This window comes from Paenibacillus senegalimassiliensis, assembly GCF_001486585.1.
Taxonomy (GTDB): domain Bacteria; phylum Bacillota; class Bacilli; order Paenibacillales; family Paenibacillaceae; genus Fontibacillus; species Fontibacillus senegalimassiliensis.
Genome location: NZ_LN909042.1, coordinates 81,984 through 103,933, shown reverse-complemented (window position 1 = coordinate 103,933; position 21,950 = coordinate 81,984). Strand labels below are relative to the sequence as shown.

Annotated in this window: 14 protein-coding genes; 3 read left to right on the top strand and 11 right to left on the bottom strand. The window is 49.7% G+C overall.

Translation table 11 applies throughout. The annotated features are described in order from the left end of the window. Positions 1–43 precede the first annotated feature (43 nt). From BN3279_RS02765 to BN3279_RS02750, 4 genes are all read right to left on the bottom strand, one after another. Positions 44–2,386: an ABC transporter permease gene (locus BN3279_RS02765; protein WP_059049131.1), complete on the bottom strand. Its 2,343-nt coding sequence runs from the start codon at positions 2,384–2,386 to the stop codon at positions 44–46. 3 nt (positions 2,387–2,389) lie between these two features. Beyond that, positions 2,390–3,151 carry an ABC transporter ATP-binding protein gene (locus BN3279_RS02760; RefSeq protein ID WP_059049130.1) on the bottom strand — a complete coding sequence of 254 codons (762 nt, stop codon included), beginning with the start codon at positions 3,149–3,151 and terminating at the stop codon, positions 2,390–2,392. Positions 3,152–3,231: 80 nt separating this feature from the next. After that, positions 3,232–4,515 (bottom strand): HAMP domain-containing sensor histidine kinase, encoded by a 1,284-nt coding sequence (locus tag BN3279_RS02755; RefSeq protein WP_059049129.1) that lies wholly within the window; start codon positions 4,513–4,515, stop codon positions 3,232–3,234. Continuing rightward, on the bottom strand, positions 4,515–5,192 hold the full coding sequence (locus tag BN3279_RS02750) for a response regulator transcription factor (protein ID WP_059049128.1): 678 nt from the start codon (positions 5,190–5,192) through the stop codon (positions 4,515–4,517). Before BN3279_RS02750 ends, BN3279_RS02755 begins: the two co-directional genes overlap by 1 nt. A gap of 166 nt (positions 5,193–5,358) precedes the next feature. Between BN3279_RS02750 and mscL the strand changes: the two genes are divergently transcribed. Further along, entirely contained in the window at positions 5,359–5,754 is a 396-nt protein-coding gene (gene mscL, locus BN3279_RS02745; RefSeq protein WP_059049127.1) for a large conductance mechanosensitive channel protein MscL, read from the top strand. Between the two features lie 114 nt (positions 5,755–5,868). After that, positions 5,869–6,957: a DUF4303 domain-containing protein gene (locus tag BN3279_RS02740; protein ID WP_059049126.1), complete on the top strand. Its 1,089-nt coding sequence runs from the start codon at positions 5,869–5,871 to the stop codon at positions 6,955–6,957. 117 nt (positions 6,958–7,074) lie between these two features. Here BN3279_RS02740 and BN3279_RS02735 read toward each other — a convergent pair whose 3' ends face one another. The 7 genes from BN3279_RS02735 to BN3279_RS02705 all read right to left on the bottom strand — a co-directional run bounded on the left by BN3279_RS02735 (position 7,075) and on the right by BN3279_RS02705 (position 19,407). After that, entirely contained in the window at positions 7,075–9,243 is a 2,169-nt protein-coding gene (locus tag BN3279_RS02735; RefSeq protein WP_059049125.1) for a pectate lyase family protein, read from the bottom strand. Between the two features lie 384 nt (positions 9,244–9,627). Beyond that, a complete protein-coding gene (locus tag BN3279_RS02730) occupies positions 9,628–13,860 on the bottom strand; it encodes a heparinase II/III domain-containing protein (protein ID WP_187377726.1) in 4,233 nt (1,410 codons plus the stop codon). A 109-nt stretch (positions 13,861–13,969) separates the two neighbouring features. Beyond that, positions 13,970–15,523: an extracellular solute-binding protein gene (locus BN3279_RS02725; protein WP_059049123.1), complete on the bottom strand. Its 1,554-nt coding sequence runs from the start codon at positions 15,521–15,523 to the stop codon at positions 13,970–13,972. A gap of 44 nt (positions 15,524–15,567) precedes the next feature. Beyond that, positions 15,568–16,434, bottom strand: a complete 867-nt coding sequence (locus tag BN3279_RS02720) for a carbohydrate ABC transporter permease (RefSeq protein ID WP_059049122.1) — start codon at positions 16,432–16,434, stop codon at positions 15,568–15,570. A gap of 19 nt (positions 16,435–16,453) precedes the next feature. Further along, positions 16,454–17,359: an ABC transporter permease gene (locus BN3279_RS02715; RefSeq protein ID WP_059049121.1), complete on the bottom strand. Its 906-nt coding sequence runs from the start codon at positions 17,357–17,359 to the stop codon at positions 16,454–16,456. Between the two features lie 103 nt (positions 17,360–17,462). Beyond that, positions 17,463–18,416, bottom strand: a complete 954-nt coding sequence (locus BN3279_RS02710; RefSeq protein ID WP_059049120.1) for a Gfo/Idh/MocA family protein — start codon at positions 18,414–18,416, stop codon at positions 17,463–17,465. After that, on the bottom strand, positions 18,406–19,407 hold the full coding sequence (locus tag BN3279_RS02705; protein WP_059049119.1) for a Gfo/Idh/MocA family protein: 1,002 nt from the start codon (positions 19,405–19,407) through the stop codon (positions 18,406–18,408). The genes BN3279_RS02710 and BN3279_RS02705 overlap by 11 nt, the downstream gene beginning before the upstream one ends. Positions 19,408–19,648: 241 nt before the next feature. On the opposite strand from BN3279_RS02705, the gene BN3279_RS02700 reads away from it, so the two are divergent. Then, a complete protein-coding gene (locus tag BN3279_RS02700; protein ID WP_187377725.1) occupies positions 19,649–21,919 on the top strand; it encodes a helix-turn-helix domain-containing protein in 2,271 nt (756 codons plus the stop codon). The last annotated feature ends 31 nt before the right edge of the window (positions 21,920–21,950 follow it).

Below are 21,950 nucleotides of genomic sequence, written 5' to 3'. Positions count from 1 at the left end.
ATAGACAGGCGATTGGCCGCCATGTCAGCCCACCTCATCCCCCCTACTCCGTAATCAACTCATACGTGCTGATATGCCGGATTCGGGAAGAGACGAGAAGCGAGACAGCATAGGAGAGGGCGGTGATGCCCAGACCCAGGATGATGATCCCCGCCAATGGAACATTAAAGTCAACATTGAAGATGCCCGCACTTGATAGCAGGAAGGCTAGCAAGGGGTTCGTGAAGATGTAGCCTATCACGCTGCCGGCGAGAATACCGGTCACAACGACAGGGACGAAGCTTAGTGCGATCTGGTTCGTCAGTTGTAGCGTCGTATAGCCAATGGCTTTATAGATGCCAAGCTCCCTGCGGCGCTTAAGAATCATCGTCTTGATGACGAGATACAGAATCAATATAACGACAACCGAGGTAATGGTCAAAATCAGCACCATGACGGAGAACAAAGCCGTGATATAGATGCTGCTCTGGCTGTTGAATACTTCCTCCAGGTCAGTCACCGAATCCAAACGCTCTCCCCATTGGGCATTAAGCTGCTTGATAAAGTTCACTGTCGATATCTGGTCCAGATAAATATTGAACACGCTGCTCTCATAGTCCGGAGCCAATTGCTCGATGCCTTCCTTGGTGATGGATGCGACTAAGCCCAGGAAATTAATCGATTGGCTTAACCCCGTCACCAAATAGGTTTTTGTCTCTCCTTGCACAGTTACGCTCACTGTGTCACCTATGCCTTTGCCAATTTCCTTGGAAATGGCACCGGAAATGACAATTTCATTATTGTATTTCGGATAACGCCCTTCATAAACCGTATTGTTCTCCAGGCGACTGAAATCCTCAGTTACTTGCGTGTAGTAGCGGTTGCCTTCAATCTCCATCATCGTTACATCCAAGATCGTAGCCTTGACGACGCCTTCCATCGCCTCGACCTCTTTGATGAATTCAGCACTATCGGTGCCTGGCTTCGTGATGGCAACTACCTCCGCAGTCTCTGAACCCACCAGTTGAATAAAGGTCGTTCTGTCTGCCCCCACATTGTAATACAGGACCACCGCAAAGACGGAGGCAAAAGTAACCGCCGCAATAATGCAGGCAATCAGCAGGTTTTGCTTCAGGCTACCCAACACCGCTTTCCAGGCCAGCATCCATGTGAGCCCCCCACTCGACTTATCCAGTGGAACGAAGTTCTTGCGGAAGCTATGAGCAGCCAGGCCACCGCGCAACGCTTCAACCGGCTGGAGAAAATGAATACGCCGAGAGCTCCACAGGGTTACCGCCAGGACCGTCACCAAAATCAACAGGATACTAAAAGCATGTAGTCCCACGTCCACCTGCATCGTCCAAAGCAGTCCCGCCAAAGAGGAAATAATACCGCCAAATACCGGCATGATCCAATAAGACAACACGATCCCTAACAGGCTCGATAGCAAGGCAATACCAGCAAACTGGACGAGCATCGATCCGCGAATTTCCCGGCTGGTATACCCGAGCGATTTTAATATACCAATATTCACAATCCCATCCTCAATGCTGTTAGCAATGCGGAAATGAATCACGATCAAGGAAACCAAGACAACAATGGCGGCAAAAGCAACCAGGATCATTGCCACGATATTGATGGTCATCGTATTGGCTGACTTCACCATCACCACATCGCCACTCCAATATAATTCCCCGCCCCGGCTGGCTCCTGTCTCGAACTGCTTGGAATACGCCTCAATCAACTTCGGCGAATCAGCACTGTGCTCCAGACGAACCGATAACAACGAGGCCTGCGCCTCTGCGCCCAGCTTTTGCTCCAATGAATCATAAGCTGCATCGGGAAGCATGAACTTAATCAAGCCTACATCAATATTGCCGAGCAGAGCCGATTCGAAAAATCCGGCAATCCGGTAGCTATAGGTCTGGTCAGCGTAGCTGAACTCGAAGGTGTCCCCCAGCTTGTAACCCGCACCCAACTTGAAGCGGTAAGGCAAATAAATATCCTGATCTGAAATAGCGTCCAATCGCTCCGTAAATTTCAACCTTGGAAAATCCCTATCCAGTTCGGCATTCAGCAGCGCAACATCCGAAGTCATCTCGCTGGTGCTGTACTGGAACTGAGCCGAAGGCAGCAGCAAAACGTCCTCCTGCAAGGCCCCCTCTATGCCCGGATAGCCCTGCAAGAAATTCAACGGCTCTGCTACATGGCTATCTTGCTTCATAATGATAGCCGCGTGGGCTTCCTGCAATTCCTCCACCTTCTCATCATAGAAGGTCTGGATGCTGAACATGATGGTGAGCCCCACGTTCAGCAGCACTGCTGAGATCAGAATCAGCAAAGCCAGCGAAGAAGCGGCACTCTTACCCTTACGAATATTGGCGATAACCAGCTTGAGTACATGCACTCGTTACCACCCCATCTCGGAAAGAAAAGCTTTCAGCTTCTCATTTCTGGCCGTCAGTTCATCAGTGGCATACGGCTCCAGACGTAAATCCCCGCAAATAATACCATCGCACAGGTAAATTACCCGGTTCCCCCGAAGCGCAGACTTAATATCATGGGTGACCATGATCAGGCTTTGGCCACTCTGATGCACCTCTGTCAGTACGTCCAGGACCAGCGTGCTTGTCGCTGAATTCAACGCCCCTGTGGGTTCATCGGCAAATACGATCTGGGGCCGATTAATGAGCGCCCGTGCAATCGCAGCCCGCTGCGCCTCTCCCCCGGAGATTTGTGAGGGAAATTTGCCCCATGCGGTTGCCGGCAATCCTACCTGAGCCAACAGCTTTCGCGCCTCAGCGGCCACGCTACGCTTATTCTTGCTGACCAGCAATCCCCCGGCCAGTACGTTATCCAGCACACTCATGTTGTCCAAGAGGTGAATCTGCTGAAAGACAAACCCGCAATGTTGCCTTCTGAATACAGCCAGTTGATCGTTGCTTAAGCCGGATAAAGAACGTTCTCCGAAATAAATGTCGCCCATCGTCGGCTTATCCATACCGGATAACGTGTAGAGTAGTGTTGACTTGCCAGAGCCCGAGCTGCCCATAATGACCGTGAAGTCCCCGGCTTGTATTTCCAAATCCAGATTCTTCAGCACATGCTGTTGCACTCCACTGCTGGAGAAGCTCTTGCACAATTTATCTGTTCTTAGTATCGAATTTCCCATCATATGCCCTCCGTTCGGGATGTTGTGTTACCATACCCTGATTATAATGGGGCAATTCTTAGCCGATCTTTGCGCATTCCTTAACCATTTCTTAATTCGATTCGGGAAGCTAGCGGAATTTGCAAAATGACTGAAAACCCATCCTCCCGGTTCTTACATTCCAGGGCTCCACCCATCTGCTCCATGAGATAGCGGGATATGTATAAGCCAAGTCCGGCACCACTGCGCCCGGCAGCTTGCTGTCCACGATAATATTTATTCGTTAGCAGCGGGAGCTCTTCCGCAGGAACACCAGGACCGTAGTCGTCGATTTGCAGCCTGAGATAGTCTGGCAGCAGCTCACTGTGAACGTGAATGGAGGTTCCGGCATACTTCAAGGAATTGCTGATTACATTGTCCAGCACCTGCTGAAGCCGAACCCTATCTACTAGCAGCATACTACGGGGAATGGGGTCGCTACTTATCCGTTCGTCAATGTTGGCATCAGCGATCATGCCTTGCAGTACGGTGCTGTAGGCTTCCACCGGCTCAACCCTAAGCTCGCTCAATTCCTCCAGGGTAGCATGGAACATGTCCGTAATCAGGACATTAATCTGTTCCGCCTTGGCATGGATTGTGCTGACTTGCTTCACCGTCTTCTCTTCCGTTAGCCGCAGAAGCAGCAATTCGCTGATGGCTTTAATAGAAGCAATCGGCGTCTTAATATCATGACTGAGCGTAGCCACCAGTTCCTTCTTGCTACGATTAGCCTCGTATTCGCCTTGTTTGGCGGTAGCCAGTTCCTCCCGTAGCAGATCAAAGCTCTCTGTAAAAGCCCCAAACCAATTATCCCGCTTCATCTGCAATGGGGTGTCCAATTGGCCGCGGGCTATACTGCGCGCAAAGCTCTGTAACTGTTGGAACGGCCGAATGACCGTCCTATAGAGAACAAGCAGGTAACATCCACCGATCAGGGCTATCGCTAACCCGAATATCCCGGTAAAACCAGCTAACCGCTGCTGGATGCTACGGATTCCCTCTTGCACATCGTTGTACATAATGACTTGCCCTACCCGCTCATCACTCACGCTAATGTCGGCTATCGGCATTCTCTGACGAAAAGCAGCCTCCCGGCTTGTATATAGCCCCTTCTCCGATTCCATCAACAGGCTGCCGGAAGCGTCCAGAATGGCAAACGGATAGGCGATGGCTTCGTAATCTCCCTCATGCACAGCAGGCCAGTTAGCTCGGGCTGTATGAATAAGCTCGTTCAACGCGACGGTATCCACTTCCGTCCGGAGCGGGGTCTGCAACTGTACTCCTACCGCCACCGTACCTAAGATCATAATAAGCAGCAGCATGACCATTAAAGTTTTCCATTTCATCAACCAAGGTCCTCCAGCTTATATCCGATTCCCCAAACTGTTTGGATGTACTGAGGTTGGTGCGGCTGGGCCTCAATCTTCTCCCGCAAATGCCGAATATGTACATTCAAAGTTCCATCCCCGGTAAAAGAGTCCTCCCACACGCTGCGGAACAGTTCTTCCTTGGGGATTACCCGGTTCTTGTTGCGTGCCAGATAGCATAGAAGCTTGAATTCCATGGTCTTTAGCTTGATTTCCTGACCTCGAACGGTCGCGTATCCCCGATGGACGTCGATGAACACATTGCCGAATTCCAGGGTTTCTGTCTGGCTTCCACCATAACGCTTAAGGACGGCCTTCACCTTGGCCAGCAACACACTTAGGGTGTACGGCTTCTGAATATAATCGTCTCCGCCGATATTCAGCGCAATGAGGATGTCGTCATCACTGGATCTGGCGCTAATGAACAAGATGGGGATATCCGTGGTTTGGCGCAGCTTTTTGCACAATTCAAAGCCCGAGGCGTCTCCCAAATTAATATCCAGCAGGATCAACGAGGCTTCATGCTCACGTAGAAAAGCCAGGCAGGCCTCTCTACTGGTGACATAGGCGGACCGCACATCAAACATATTCAAATATTCATTCGTGGTCTCTGCGAGCACTTCCTCATCGTCCACGATCAAGCAATCGTATTTCATCGCGATTCTCCCTGCCTCTTAGGTTTCATGGTCGGGCTATATTCCTTTCCATCATAACCTATATTGCTTTGCAACTTGAAGCTTGTCCTGCTCTGCTATATAATTTTACAAAATAGAGGGAGCCCGGCTACGGCTGCTTAAGCCCCCTACACGAAGGAGAGTTATCATGTGGAAAGAGTTTAAAGCCTTTGCGCTCAAGGGCAACGTTCTCGACCTCGCCATAGGGGTTATCATCGGTGCCGCCTTCGGGAAGATTGTCACCTCGGTGGTTGAGGATTTGATTACCCCGATTATCGGCTTGCTGCTGGGCGGCGTTAATTTGGGCGGACTTCAGTTTACATATGGGGATGCCGTACTGAATTACGGTAACTTCCTGCAAACGGTCCTTGATTTCTTCATTATTGCCCTGTCCATCTTCCTGTTCGTCAAGCTGATCAGCCGCTTCAAGCACGCGGAAGAGAAGAAGCCCGCTGCCCCGCCCGCTCCGAGCAAGGAAGAGGTTTTGCTGACAGAGATCAGGGATTTGTTGAAGGAGAAGGCTGGCTTGGAGAAAGATTTTTAAAAACACCTTTTGAAGGTGTTTTTTTCTTATTTAGGGGATAGCAGGAAAATTAAATGTTGATACAGAAAGATTTAAGGTATCTAACTAAATATAATTCTGCAAGGAGTTTTTAAGATGAATACTTGGTCCTCGATGCTAGGCAGGTTGCTTAAAGAAGAAACGCCAATACATAAAGAAGGATATTATATTCTGTGTGAAGACGATATTTTCAGATATAATCCTGATCTGCCCGAACAGATTCAATGCATTTATGCCGATGATTTTGTCGATGCACTGGTAGATGGTTGCCAAGAGGTTATCTCTGCCTTCGCGCAGACACCGGACAATCGGGAAGTTTATGTGTGGAGCTTATATGTCGACCATTACAAATCAATTATCATCTATATGAATACTGTCCAAAAGTCCAGAGAATCCAGGTCAAAGCATACACTACAAGTAGAGGATCTAGCCCCTGCCGAAGATTTACAATATAATCTTGGGGATTTCCACTATCAATTCTGGAATAAGCATATGGGGCGGGCCAGCAAATTAATTGCTCAGTTCGAGAGCTTGTGTGACACTCCCGCCTTGGAGCGAGACGAAGAACCTCTACAACCTTCCGACCGCCCCATTATAGCCTTTGAAGCTGGGGTTATTGATACCGGATATTACGTCCTTATTCTAAAAGCTGTAAAAAAATTAGTCGCATTAAATGCATTCGCCCCACTAAATCGAACTCATAATTTTATAGCATTTGCTTCTACAGAATACTCGGATTTTAGACTTACTATGCCTGAAACGATCTCCCAAGATATTTTGTATGAAACTTTCCCAGAGGCGCAGGATGAACTTATTCGATTTCAAGAATGGACACAACAGAAATCCCACCTTACAGCAGGTGAGCTTTTAGATGATCTACACGATATTTTTATAAATTCCTGGCCGTTCAATCCTTCGGAATATGATTTATTTAAATTCATGTCACATCACGGAAACAACTTGGCTGTCGAATGTCTACAGCGTTTGGACAAATTAGCTGAATTGGAAGACTGGGTAATCGACCAACACCACTTGGCTTCCTGTTACATTGAAGCCCTACATTTTGCAGGAAAATTAACAGCGCCCCAACAGAAGCAATGTACCTTGCTAGCTGAGCTATTTATAGTGAGAGACGAAGATTTCGTATTCTACGCTCAGGAACTGCGTAGCTTGTCTTCTTCATAGAATATGCCACCTCCATTAGCATACAACAAAACGGCACAGGGATAATTCCCGTGCCGTTTTGTAATTCGCATTATGTCTCAATCACTCTAGCTCGTACCGGATGTGCTAACCTATCCCCTATTTCAACTCCATATAATAGAGGTTCACAGGATTATCCTTTGAGATGGTATGCTCCCCAGGAGCCAGTGGTACGCTGACTACCCCATTCGTTAGGGTATAGCTAATTCCATCAACCTCGATCTTCTTGCCTTTGGCTGCATTCGTCACCAGCGTTAAGGTAGCTTCCTCCGTGCTGGTGAACTCGATGCGAGTGGAGGTCTCGACTTTGAGACATTGGTCCAGCAGAAGGCCATTAAATTCTACTGTGCCCTTCGTGGAAGAGAGATTCCCCTTGATTGCAAAGAATTCACTCTCCATCCCGTCCAAGGTAAAGTTGTGAATCTGCGCTCCGGCAACCGGCCCCGGTTCGGGTGCTGGCTCCGGCTCTGGTGTTGGTTCCGGTGTTGGTTCCGGTTGCGGCACGGGTTCCGGTTCCGGTGTTGGCTCTGGAGTCGGCTCAGGCTCGGGCGTTGGTTCGGGCTCTGGTGTTGGATTGGTCACGCTGGAGTTGCCGCCCACAGCAACAAGCTGCGTGGTGTAGCTTCTCACCTTGGCCATCAGAGCCGAGTTGATGCTGTAAGACTTGTCGTCGACAGAATTATCGAATGTCCAGGTAAAATCGCCACGATCCAGTCTTCCCGCCTCGGCCGTGACTACATATTCCACATTATTAACGTCATCTATATCGGCGATGGATGCTCCCATATCAACTCGCGTATCGAAATTATTATAGGCCGTTCCGCCCTTTAAGGCCTGATAAGAGCCTGGGACAAGCTCCTCGCGCGACGAAGCCAGATAAGCATCAAAGGAAGTGGCATGGGCCGAAGCCGTACCTTGATCCGTATTCGCATAAATCAGGCTGGCCGCATCAATGACGATATTATCGTAGGCTTTGATGATGCCCCCCTTTTCCCCAGAGAAAATGCCATTCCCCTGAGCATCCGTACCTTGCAGCGAGCTTAACATTGGGTACTTGGTGTGTCTGAACACATTGGCTTCAACAAAAGCAGAAGCCCCCATCGTTACCCCAACACCGTATTTGGAGACACCGTCGTAATAGTTGTTATACACGTGTACGGAAGCCACCCGGATACGCGGATGACGGGAGTCCGAATGGTCGAACCAGTTATGATGGAAAGTAACGAAGAACTCGGAAGGTTCGCTTAAGCCAACCAAGGCAGCTTTGCCCGAATCCCAATAGTGGTTGTACGAGATCGTAATATAAGATGAACCCTTCTTGAGGTCTGTGGAGCCGTCCCCCTTGGCCTGGTCTGCATCTCCTCCTGCCGTTCCGTAGAAGATATCATTGTGATGCACCCAGACATTAGCATTCCCGGTATCCATGGAGATTCCGTCGTCGGGGAACAACATGAATCCCAGGTTTCTTACCTCGACATTCCCCACATATCTCAGGAGCAATCCCCATCCATAGGCATAGGCATCGTTCCCAATTCCCTCCAGGGTAATGTTCATTTCCGTGTAGTCTTTCTTACCCTTGACCTGAAGGTAGCCACTGCTATTCAGTTCACCCAGCATGTCCTCCTTCGTAACCTTACCGATAAAACGGATTGCCAGAGGCGTTGTGTCATAACCCTTTTGCCGCAAATTGAGAATTGCCCCCAAGCCCACAGCCGTTTGCGTACGTCCAGAGCTGTTCGTGATGACATCCAGGCTTACGGTTTGCGCTGTATTCGAAGTAACGTACAGAACCTGAGCTCCTGCCTTCAATGTTCCGTTATCGTTATAAGCCCCTGACCCCGTGCCAAACACAGAGCTGGAAGAGAAGGCAAACCCCGAGCGATCATGAGCAGCCACCGATATCGGAGCAGATACCGCACTGGACGTCGAGCCGTCAGGCAATCTGGCCTCTACCTTCATAACATACTCTCCGGCAGCCAGACCTACCGCATCTGCTCTCCAGTAGGACGGATATTTGCGGATTAATTCATTATCCAATTGCTGATAAGAAGAATCTGGCGTGCTTAAGGACTTAACATATACGTTATATCCCTCCGCATCCCGCTCCGGTGTCCACGTTACATACGCCGTCTCGTTCCATCCTCCTTCCTCCATCAGTACAAGACCATTCGCATAAATGATATTGTTCGGCACCACGCCTATTAACAGGGAAAATACCAGGGAACAGACAAAGATCATACTCATCATTTTGGTACTAAGCTTGCTCATCAATATTCCTCCTACAAATGGGTTGTGAAATCTATCAAGCTAGCCCACCCTGCGTGGGGTTAACAACACCTCCATAGTCAAAATCAACAGGGACCTGTTGTATATTCGTTTCTTCTAAGTAAGTTACCAAGCATAAACACCGTTATTTACGGAAAGGACAGCTCTTGCCTTCCATGCGCTATGTATAAGAACCTGTACTATAGAGAAACGTGTAAAATCCCCTAAATCCGACTTGCATCGGACAGATTCGGCAATATCCCCCTCCTTTCGACATCCTAAATAGTATCATAAATTCCAAAGTATTCCTATTAAAAAGAGAAACCCATCATTTTAAAGATGTGAGTTTCTCCATAATTTTAGTATTCTTTCAGATACATTATCATTTTACAGTGGCAGACTAACCATCACAAAGCCGTTATCCTCTGTGAAATCTACCGCTACTCCGTTCCATTGAACCGTGGTCGCAGCAGGAGCATATACTACAGCAGTTATGCTATCCAAACCTTCAGGCTGCACGGCGTTAATGGTAAGCTCACCGTTCTCAAAACTGACTGCAAGCTGGATATCCTCTGCGGTATAGCCCTGACCATCGGTGAAGTAGTATTGCAGACTTCCGGCAGTCTCTGCCTCTTTCTTATAATAGAAGACCTGAGTCTGCCCATTCAGAAGCTTCACTTCAATCTGATCTGCCTCCGTCTTGCGTACAGCTTCAATTTGGCTGGAGCCACGATAGGGCTCAAGCACGCTGACGAACTGTACATTTTGCGCTTGTATGCGGTGAATAAGCGTTGGCGTATAGACGTCCGTAAAGTTACCGGGCCCTGGCGCCTCTCCGACAATCATTTGTGAACCCTCCGTAGGAGAACTCGTCAGACTAAACAGCTTCAATCCGTTGCCCGCAGGCGTGCTCCACACCCCTTCCCATGCACCGGATACCTGTTGCACGTTGCCGTTACGGAAGAAGGGATAAGCATCCTTGGTCCCAAGAGGCCCTTCATAAGGCTCCATCTCCGATCCCGGTACAAATGCACCCATTCCGTGAAGAATCCAGTCATACTGACGTTCTGTCTGTGAATTCACACTGAACAGATCAATCAAGTAGTCCTGCGTAACGGCAACCGTTCGCTCATACCGGTCTAACCCGGCATAGGCCTTGGTGGATGTGTTGGTCATGAGCTGAATTGGCGCAGATTGCAAGAATAGCTTGGTAGGTTCATAAATCTCAACATTGTTCTCACTAGGGATCTGTTGAGTGTCCCCATCAATCAGAACCGTATTATGAGCAAAGGACTTCTTATAATAAGATTCATACATCGAATTGCTGTAAGGGGGGATGCCAAGATCGGGTGCCAAGCGCTCTCCCTTACCGAAAATCTCCAGATGCAGCTTGTCGGGATGGCCGTGATAACCTCCGTGCAACCCATAATCCATTAGAGCATACAACTGATCATCACCCTCGCCAGCACGCAGCACCGAATGACCTATGCCTGTAAAGTTCATACTGCTTGAAGGCAGAGAGGCATCACCCGGAATGACGGGATTGCCATAAAATACGGCCTGCTCGCCCGCAATTCCGGAAGAGGTGTTACCCGGCACCACAAAGCCGCCCCGCACCCTTTGGTTATCCGTATACAGCTTATGGAGCAATGCCCCATAGGATGGGTCGGCATAGTGAGCAAATACAGCTTCATAATCCATCGGTACCACTCGGCCCGGCGCTGCCAGGCTGGTCGGGTATTTCCCCGAATCGTTACCGTTGATAATTCCCAGGTCGGGAAATGCATATTGAAGCGTAACATCATACATTTTCTTGAAGTTTGGACTAGCAAACAAGTCGTATTCCGTGCCTTGCAGAGCCTGTGCATGATGATACAAGGCAGATTGGGCATAGAAATGGTAGCCAATCGCTCCCTCATACCAGAATCCATCGGACAGTACGCTATGCTCCATCTGGAAGTTGAACCCGCTACGCCCATTCACTGAGAATTCAATCAGGTCCTCATCCTCCAACAGCGCTCCAATCGAGCCGATCGCCGCGTTATGCCAGGTCTGCCAATTGGATTTGCCAGTATCATAGATTTGCAAGGTCTTGGCAGAGGCCAGCAATAAGTTCTGTTCTATGTCATACTTCTCGGCATCGCTGAGTAAGCCACTGGGCTCAATCAGGTCATAGGCATGTACAAGAGAGATAATCTGCACGGCTTCATCCAGTGATTGATAATAAATTTTGCCATTTAACGGCTGTAGCGGATAACTCGGATATAAGGCTGCATAATTCACCAGAATCTCCTTGGCCTTCGCCGCGTATTTCTCTTCTCCCGTCAGAGCGTAGACCAGCGAGAGATTACGAGCAGCTTCAATGTTCACCGTATGGGCAGTGAACCTCCACCCCGCGTCCAGATCATCACCGGTATGCCACTCCCCGTCTACCGGGCATAAATGCTCATGTGGCTTGTCATAGTTAAATATTAATGGAGTATCTCCGCATACATACAACGTACTTTCCCCGGCTGGCTTGGCCGGATAGTGCATCGGTTTGTTCACCCATTCATCTGCCTTAAGACGAATGGCGTCTACATAATCATTCGCCCAATCGTAGGTGGCTATCTTGGTTCTGGCCTCATTTAGCTGCTCCTGAGAGACCATGACATATGGATGCTGCTTCATCATTATTCGAGGCACCCCTACTGTTAGATTTAACTCAATGGTCGTTGCCTTGCCGCCTTGCAGCGGACGGACATTCAGCACTCCCCGCCGCATCTCACCGGCCTCGGCAGATGCAGGTACCGTCACCTGGACGGTAACCTCCGTCTCGGCTCCTACCGCCACCACAGGCGTTACAGTCGGAAAGCTCACCTCGTAGCCCGGCCCAAATGCCGTGCCTAGCGCAAGTTCATAAGCGGTGTCTGAACCGCCTATATTTTTGAGAGAGAGGGGATATTGAACCACGCTGTCCGAGATCACCCTCTTGTCGATTGAACGGATGGACGGCTCGATGGAATTTTTGGTTAACGCCAGACCGTCGAAGTATAGCTTATCGTCTGGATCTGGCGCAGGGTCTGAATTATACCAACGGGGGTGGATAATCAACTTCTGGATCTTCTCCAAATCAGCACCTCCGTTGGAATTCAAAAATTGATGGAAAGGCAGTTCGATCTTCTTCCAACCTTGCCAATCTACGAAAAAAGAGCTCATAAAATATTCGTTACCTGGAATACTGTCATCCGGCGCGTACATGATAAAGTAGATTTTGTTATTTGAGGCCGTCTCGGAATACAGCCAGAATTCAATCTGGTCATTACTGGTCCAGGGGGCTCCGGTAATATCCGTAATATCAATGGGTAAGGTCGGATCTTGCCACTGACCGGCAAAGCTCCCTAGCACCGCTGGCTCCGATACGGCCGTCGTATTGGTCCACCCGCTGAAGGTCTCCGTGTCGCTCACAGGTATACTGGAGCTTCCGGAATGATCGATATGGTAGGTATGCCTGATCTCTTCGCTACTTTTTCCATCCAGCTCTGCCTTGGTCAGAATCGTCTGTGAATTATCCACAGTTAGCGGCTCTGTATAAAGCTGATAAGCTGTATCTACTCCTTCGACTTGATAATAGACTGCTGCTCCAACCGTAGCCGAGCTTAACGTAACCTGCTTGGGTTCGGCATAAGTTCCGGCAGCCGGACTAGCGCTGACACTCTCCACTACATCACGGTAAACAAAGGTATAGTAGAATGTCGACTCCGTACTATCCACACCTTGAAGCGAGGTCTTGGTAGTCAGAATAGTATCGGAGTTCAATACGATAGGCCCTGTATAGAGCTGATAGCTGGTATCGATCCCTTCTCTTTGGTAATAAATCTTCGTCAGAGAAGAGGGTCTCGTCTGGCTCGACAGAGTGACCGTGACTTGATTGACGTATTCGCCGGAGGCCTTGTCTGCAGCGACCGGATATAGATCGCCGTCTCCTGTTAGCTGGAAATCATCCAGGTACATCATTAACTCAGGGTCTAGCGTAGTACCTGCAACCCCGGCCTGATCGAAGCGGACATAGTCCAGCGCTCCCCACGCCTTGACGCTCGCCGAACTCTTCTGCGTCTTCACTACATCCAGGGGAATTTCAATCTCTTGCCAGCCCGTCCAGTTCAACGGAAGCCGGTAATAATAATACTCGCTATCTCCCTTCATGAAGAATCGGAGCTGAATTGGCTTATCCGCCTGATCGCCCGTACGGGCCTTGACGTTATATGCCCAGAATTTAAGCTTGCTGTAACCGCTAAGATCAACGTTTGGTGCCAACTTCGGATAGATGAGCGCCGCCCCTGCAATATAAGCTTCAGGATGGGTTGCATCCGTATTGATGGCCAGAAGCCACTTCTTGGAGCCCACGCCCTCCTTGATATATGCCGGGTCTGCATTGGCAATCAGGGCCACGCCAGCCGTGCCAATCGTATCGCCGGTTGAGTTGGTGGCTGAATCCATATCGTTTAATGGCAAGGCATACGGTACAGCTACAGGTGTATTTGCGGCTTCTGCGCCATTCGCAAATGCAGAGGCTTGAACGCTCATAACGAACAGGAGCGCGGCGATGACCGCCGCTATTTGCTGGTTCAATCTGTTCATAACCATGTGTTCCTTCCTCCCTTTTCGATGTGGAAATAAGCAAGCCCTGCCGATCCATGAACAGGACTTGCTGTATTCAACGAACCTCTACTGCACGGTTAGCCTGTACTTATTTCACAGCGGCCTTGGCCCGTTCGTCTGCCTTCTTGTAAATATCCAGAATCTGCTCATAGCCCAGCTTCTTCTGTTCATCTACGAACTTGTCCCAATCGTCGAAGCTGCGAGTGCCCATAATGAACTTGGCAATGTTCTCGTCCCGATGGCTATTCAGCGAATCGCCCTGGGTATTGAGGATTTGCTGCTCCTCTGAGGTAAAGGCCAGTAAAGCCTGCTTCTCTCCATCATATTTAGGGGATTGTTCATAAGCCGCCTTATATTCCGGGGAGGACACCGCAATATGAGCGTCAAAATCGAACCAGGTGTACGTCCCGTCCGTGGACAAGCCCGTCTTCTTGCGCAAGTCGGTGATATCGGCATATTTCTCGATAAAGGCACTCCCGTTATAAGTCTCGCCTTCCACACCCCAACTGGCCAGCTTGCGTCCCTCTTCGGAGTAGAAGAAGTCAATAAATTTGATGATTTCCTTGACCTTCGGAGTCTTGGAGGAGATCATGAAGCCTTCCTCCATCGTTGCCGTGTAGGCATTGCGCTGTACCCCTCCAGGTCCGGCTGGTGGGGCCATGAATTGCATCGAGAAGTCCGGATTATCCGGACGGAGTGCCGTGTTGTAGAAGTCAATGCGTCCCATATAATCTAGGGTAATAAAGGCCCGGTTGGTGGACACGATATCCTGCCACATCTTGGTGTCGATGGTCAGGAAGTCCTTCGGAATCAGTCCCTCTTGATAGAACTTGTTAAAGTAGCCCAGCATCTCCTTATACTCTTGCTGGATGGGAGCGTACTTCCATTCGTTTGCCGTAGCATCGAAATAAATGCTCGCCTTGGTTACTTCGACCGGAGCCGGTACATTGAAGCCTGCACTAAAATCATAGAAAAAACGTAGCCCGCTGCGGAAGGTAAGGGGATAACTATCCGGGTGAGCCGCCTTTAACGCCTTCAGCGTCTCATAGAGCTCATCCCAGGTGGCCGGAGGACTTAAATTCAACTCCTTGAACACATCCTCACGGTACATCCAGGTCCGGCGATTTGATTCGCCCAAGCCTTCATTGGGGAACACGTACATCTTCCCATCCGCGGAAAGAACGTTTTGGGTTTCCGTAGGGTATTTCTCCATCCATGCTTTGAAATTTGGCATTTCATCAACATGCTCCAGAATATTGACCAGCGCGCCTTGCTGCCCGAATTTGTCGGCAATAGCCTTGGACTGCGTCCACATCAAGTCGGGCATATCCCCGGAGGCGACGGTCAGACTTAAGGAATCCTCCAGCAGATTACCTGCCGGTAGCTGGACATCCAGAGTGACGCCCGTGGCTTCCTTAATGTACTCCCACACCTTCCAGTTCTGATCGTAAGGCCAACTTGGATTGCTGTAGTTGAGGAAAGTAAATGTGTGCTGCCCAGACCCCTGCGATACGTTGGAGGCACCCGCCCCCTGTTCGCCAGGCGCTGTGGAATTTGTGCCCGAGCTGTTGTTCGAACACGCCCCCAGTAGCAGACTGACCCCCATAATAACGGATAACATCATTCTTAACTTCTTCTGCATTGTTGTCCCTCACTTTCTATGAACGATAGATTTTCCCTTGTATGTTATCCTTTGACTGACCCGATAAGCGCTCCCTTAGCAAAATGCTTCTGGAGAAACGGGTAGACCAGGAGAATAGGGACAGTGGTCACGATGATCGTAGCATATTTCAGCGATTCATCCACGATGAGGCTGTCGCCTCCCACATTCGAAGCGCCGTTAGCGCCGCCCGCACCCTGCAGCACCATATTACGAACGATGACTTGCAGCGGGAATAGGTCGGCATCTCGCAAATAAAGGAGTGCGGAGAAGAAATTGTTCCAGATCGAAACGCCGTAAAAAAGTCCTATCGTCGCCAAAATAGCCTTGGATAGCGGAAGCACCAGCCTGAAGAAAATCCCGATATCGGTCAGACCGTCAATCTTCCCCGATTCCTCCACCTCCTGTGGCATAGCGGAGAAGAACGTACGCATGACGATGAGATTCCAGGTGCTGATAGCGCCAGGCAGCACCATCGCCCAGATCGTATCCAGCAGATCATAACTGCGGACGACCAGGAAGGTGGGAATCATCCCTCCACTGAAGAACAACGTGATGACAACCATCACCATAAAGGTTTTGCGAAATAGCATTTCACGCTTGGAGAGCGAGTAGGCTCCCGCTGCGGTAATCAGCAGGGATATGGCCGTTCCCAGCACGGTGTACAGAATGGTATTGAAGTAAGCCCGGCCAATCGCAGGGTTATCGAATACGGCCGTGTACGTGTTGAGATTGAATTGCTTGGGCCATAGAAATACCTCCCCCTTCAGCACGGGCACCGTCCCGCTCAGCGAAACGGCGATCATATAAACGAAGGGGTACACGGCCGAGATCGTAATGGCACATAAGATGAGGTATAGCAAAATATCAAATGCGCTGAATTTGAACTTCATTCCAAGTCCTCTCCTTTCCTCACCACAGGCTCGTCCCGCTCGTTCTGCGGCTAATCCAGTTCGCTGTAAAAATGAACATGAGGTTAATGACACTGGTGAACAGATCGATCGCGGTACCGTAGCTATAGTTCATCGCCTGTATCCCTGTGCGGAATACGTAGGTACTTAGCACATCGGCTGTGGAATAGATGGAAGGATTCTGCATCAGCAGCACCTTCTCGAAGCCGATATCAAGCACATGGCCGACATTGAGAATCAGCAAAGTGACGATGGCCGGGGCAATGCCTGGCAGGGTGACATGCAGCAGTTGATGCCAGCGATTAGCACCATCGACGGTAGAAGCCTCATACAGTTGCGGATCAATGGCACTCAGCGCCGCCAAATAAATAATGGTGTCCCAACCGACATGCTGCCAAATCTCAGAGATAATATAGAGCGAACGGAAGTAATTCTCGTCTTGCATAAAATTGACCGAGGCGTAGCCCAGCCATTCAATCACCTGGTTGACGATGCCGCCTGTCGGAGACAGGAACAGGAACATCATGCTGACTACCACCACGTTGGATATAAAGTGAGGCAAATAGCTAATTGTCTGCGCCAGCTTCTTGACCATTCCCACGCGAACCTCATTCAATAGTAAGGCTAAAATGACAGGTGCGGGAAAGCTGAAAATAAGCTTGTAGACACCCAGCAAAATCGTATTCTTGATTAGCTTGAAAGAATCCGGACTGTTAAAGAACAGAGCATAGTGCTTCAACCCCACCCATTCGCTCTGCCATACTCCCTGAAAGGGATTGTAGTCCTTAAATGAGATCAGAATCCCGAACATGGGCACGTATTTGAATAGAATGTAATATACAAGAGCCGGTAAAAATAGCAGGAGCAAATGCTTGCTTCTGTGCCATCTTAGACGAAACAACCCCATGGTTAATCCTCCAGTCTTCCATAAATGTGCCTTATTCCGTATAAAGGTTCACGAACGCCTCCATGGTCACATCCGATGTGTGTTGTGAGCCAAATCCATCCATTTAAAGAATAGGCCGGGGTAGCTTGATGCTGGTTTGCCGGGCAAGGCTAAGGTTCGCCGCCTCCAGAAAGTGCATAATCGCCAGCGTCTCCTCGGGATCAATGGGAGATTGACCCGTTACCAGAAAGGAAACAACCTCCTCCAGTAGACTTGCCAGGTAAGACTTATCCGTCTCCTTAATCTCAATTGACTGCGAAGATGATGTCCAATGCAACGCCCCTCCAAATGCCTCATTGCCCGTTCGGTTGCCGCGAATAACTCCTATTCTTCCGTCTCGCCATACCCCGGTCACCACATCGTGGTCGGCGGTCCGCACTGCATGAACCTCTGCGCAATCGCTGCCCAAAGCCCGGAACAACATCTCTGCGGTATGGATGCCATACCAGAAGTAGCCTGCTTGAGTAGGCTCAAGCCCCATCGGACCGTAAAAATCTGCTCCGCTTGGTCGCTCTCCCTTGCCTGATCCCAGCCCGGAAGTCAGCCCCACGGCATACCTGAGAGCAGAACAGCTCATCCAAGGGGTTCCATAAGCTGCTGCTAGTCTGATCATCTCTTCCGCGCTGGCCGAGTCCAGGGCAAAGGGCTTGTCGACAAAGATGGGCTTGTCATAAGGAACCATCTGTGCGAACAAAGCAGCATGAGTTCTGCCGTCCACCGCCTCTAGCATCCAGGCATCACATTGCTCTGCCACCTCTTCCAGTGAGCTCAGCATAGTTACCCCCTGCCGATCCCGCAGTTCTTCCACATACCTATCCAGCCGGTTGGCACTCAGAGAGAAATCCTGTGAAGGAATTCCCGGCCAAGCCGCCGTCAGTTGTGCACCGCCGATAGAATAGGGTTCATCTTCGTGACGAAGCAGCTTAGCGAAGGAGACCACTCGCGGATTGTCCAGCCCGATCATTCCGATGCGCAGCGGCTTAGCGGGTGATGTCTGTCCTTTACGACTAGCTGGCATGCGTGCAACCTTGCTGATCCACGGTAATTTCCGCTCCCTGCTGATCCGATAGGTATAGACCCTCCACCGCAGCCACGACGCTTCGGGAATAATTCATGGAGCAATGGGGCTCCCGCTGCTCTTCAATGGCGTTTATAAGGTCTTCGAATTGGCCTACAAAAGGGTTCACCTGTTCCTCCACCAACACTTCATGGTAATCCGTACCCTCGCTAACCCATAAGCCGATGCCGGTCCGCAGCATCATGCTGCCGCGAGTAAACAGTAATTCTGTCTCGTCGACGATTGCTCCTGGATAACCCGATAATGACAAGGTCGCTGGAATGCCCGAGGACGTATGAAGAAAGGCGCATCCCCCTCCTTCAACATCTCCCCGTGTTTGCTCATACTCGATGCTCGCCGTTAATCGGGTCACGTAGCTGTCGGTTAACCATTGAATTTTATCGATGGTATGAGAGCCCAGGTTCATTAGAATCCCCCCACCAGCCTTGGACTTCTCAAAGAACCAGTCCGGCCTTCCCGGCAGATCATACTGCTGATGCCGCCTGTCATTGATCATAATGAGTCTGCCAAGACGTCCGCTTCGAATCCAGCGCCTGGCCTCCAGATTATGGCTGATATAGTGCTGGGTATGACCTACCATTAACCTGACATCATTTGTTCGAACAGTAGAGATGATATCATCGCATTCTTGCGTGTTCAGGGCCATGGGCTTCTCCAGCAGAATGTGACACCCCTGCTCCGCAGCAAACTGCGCTGCTTCCTTATGTAAATGATGAGGCAGGGTGACGATTACGATGTCCGGCTTCTCCCGGTGAATCATCTCCTTATAATCGGAGTAGGATGAAAGTCCGTTCGCCGAAGCGAGCACATCTGAACGCTCCTGCTGCACATCCGCAATCGCACACGGTTGCAGCCTGGCAAGCTTGCTCATCGCCTCCAGATGGGCGTGGGCGATTTTCCCGGCCCCAATGATAGCCACGCGATAAGTCATCTCGATCACCTCCCTATCATGTTTCGAGAGAAATCATAACAACAGATTTGGGCGGCGACCATGAGGATATCTTTCATTTCTTCACAAATCTTTAGTTCATTGATCAAAATCACTTAAAATCATGAAAAAGGATAAGTTTCCGGAGGGATGAGTATTGAGAGAAAACCTGACATGGGACTATACTTGAATTCACGGCTACTGTGATGACGATCAAGAGAAAGGAATAATCCCAATGAAATGGATGGCAAAGTCAATGAGGGGCACCGCCAAAAATCAATTGTCGTTGTTCTACACGTTATTTGGCAGTTTTATTGTGATTATCGTGCTATTAGTGTCTATCAATATGCTCGCTTACAACTTCTTCAGCAATACAATTAAGAAAGAGATTATTCTGAACAGCAGTCTGAACTTAAGCTCGACAGCTTCTAATTATGAGAAGCATATCCAGCTTGTCCGCAGCTTCATGCTGGGCTATCTGTTCGACAGCGACACAGAAATTCTGAAGAGAGACAGCCCGATGCAGCACTATGATGTAGTCATAAGGGTTCAAAAGACATTACAGCACAACCTGAGTAATACCCAACTGTTCCTGGATAATATCATCTATTACTTCAAGGACGACGACTTCGTGCTAGAGCGGGACGGAACCCGCAATGCCAACACCATGTTCTCTAAATTCTATACAAATCCAACGTATACCACAGACTTCTGGAATAAAGAAATGGAGCATGACGAGAGCTTCCGTGTCTATCCCGCCGCCGCGTTCAGTTCGGCAACGGCATTTCGTCAAGAGCCGCTAGGCACGTACATGCCGATTTTGATCAAGGGTGCTTATGATCATGAATTTGCTTTTATCGCCTTGCTGGATGGCAGCAAAACCTATGCCGCGTTCCACCAGCCCAAGCCGGATAGCAGCTTCTTTATCGTAGACCGAGATCAACAAATCATTTTCTCCTCCGATGAATTTGCGCTGCCAACCGCCGCGCTGGAGAAGAAGGGCAGCGGGTACAGCAAGATTAAAGATCACTATTATTTCTATCGAACGGGTACGGAAACCGGCTATACCTACTTCGAGGTCGTGTCAGACCGCGGGCTGACCCAGCAGCTTCAACGGCTGAATCTTACGATAGCCACGTTGCTGATTATCTCCCTGCTGATTGGACTGGCCGTGTCTTATTGGTTCTCCAAACGGTTCCACAATCCGCTGGCCAACATGATTCGATCCATCCAATCCTTGAATAGCGTAAGCGTTCCCATTGGCAAAAGCAGCCGGATTCGCGAGTTCAACCTGCTACATAACACATTAAGCGACCTGTCTCGTTCCAAGGACGAGTACCAGCAGGATTTACAGGCCAAAAATAACCTGCTGCAGCAGCTCTCTTATATGATGAGATTAAAGAAAATACATGGCAGCGGCGAGCTTCTCCCCGCCCCCATTGACACGGATGGGCCATACCGACTCGTGCTATCGCAGATTGAGTTCAAGGAACGGTTCGCTGCTGAGATTGCTAATGCGCCTCAGCGGGCCTTCAATATGTATAAAGAGCTGATCAGCGCTCATTTCTCCAGCGTATATACCAACTCGTTGACCTTTCAACTGGAGAAGGACCAAATCTTGTCTATTCTATTTGTGAAGGATAAGGCCACCAGAGAGAAGCCGGATGATCTGGACGGGCTGGTCCATCTGCTGGATAAGGATATTCCTTATTGCAACTTCACCATTGCGATTAGTCCCATCCGTCATCGTTCCGCTGACTTTGCCGAGACCTACCAGAATGTACTCGATTTGATTAAGCAACGTAGACTAGGAGAAGACGTGCAGGTCATCGGGGAATGGACGCCCCAGCCTTCGCTGATGATTCCATCACCCGCGGAAGAGCAAGAATTGACCGCCAACCTGCAATCCGGGTGTGACGAGGTGACGATTCCACTGGTGAACAGACTGCTGGAGGATCTGGAGGATGCCGGAGCTTTGGCTCAGCAATTCCAGGACTTCTCCAAGGATGTAGTGAGCCGGACCATCAAGATTATGTACGCCCAAAATATTTCATTTAATAACCTGGCTGGTGGCAGATCGCCGTATGATTTGCTCAAGTCCTGCTATACCCTCCAACAGTACAAGGATTTCTTCCAGAGCTTCTTATCGAAGTCGGCTGCGGCAATTCAGGCCAAGAAATCAGAAACGGACATTATCACCAAATTCGTGACGGAGTATGTTGAAGCTCATTATGGGGAGGATCTGTCCCTGGATATGATTGCAGGCAAGATTGGCATCACTGGGTCCTACCTCTCGACCTATTACAAGGAAAAAACAGGGACCAATTTTAGCGATTATGTGCTCTCTGTCCGGATGCGTAAAGCCACCGAGATGCTTCGGGAGACGGACCTGAAGATTCAGGAGATTGCTGCGCTGGTTGGATATTATACGGTTGCCTCGTTTAATCGTGTGTTCAAGCGTTATACAGGGGCTACCCCGGGTGAGTTCCGGCGGCAGCATCAATGGAAGAAGTAAGCCCACGGCTTCACATAGCCAGGGCCACTAT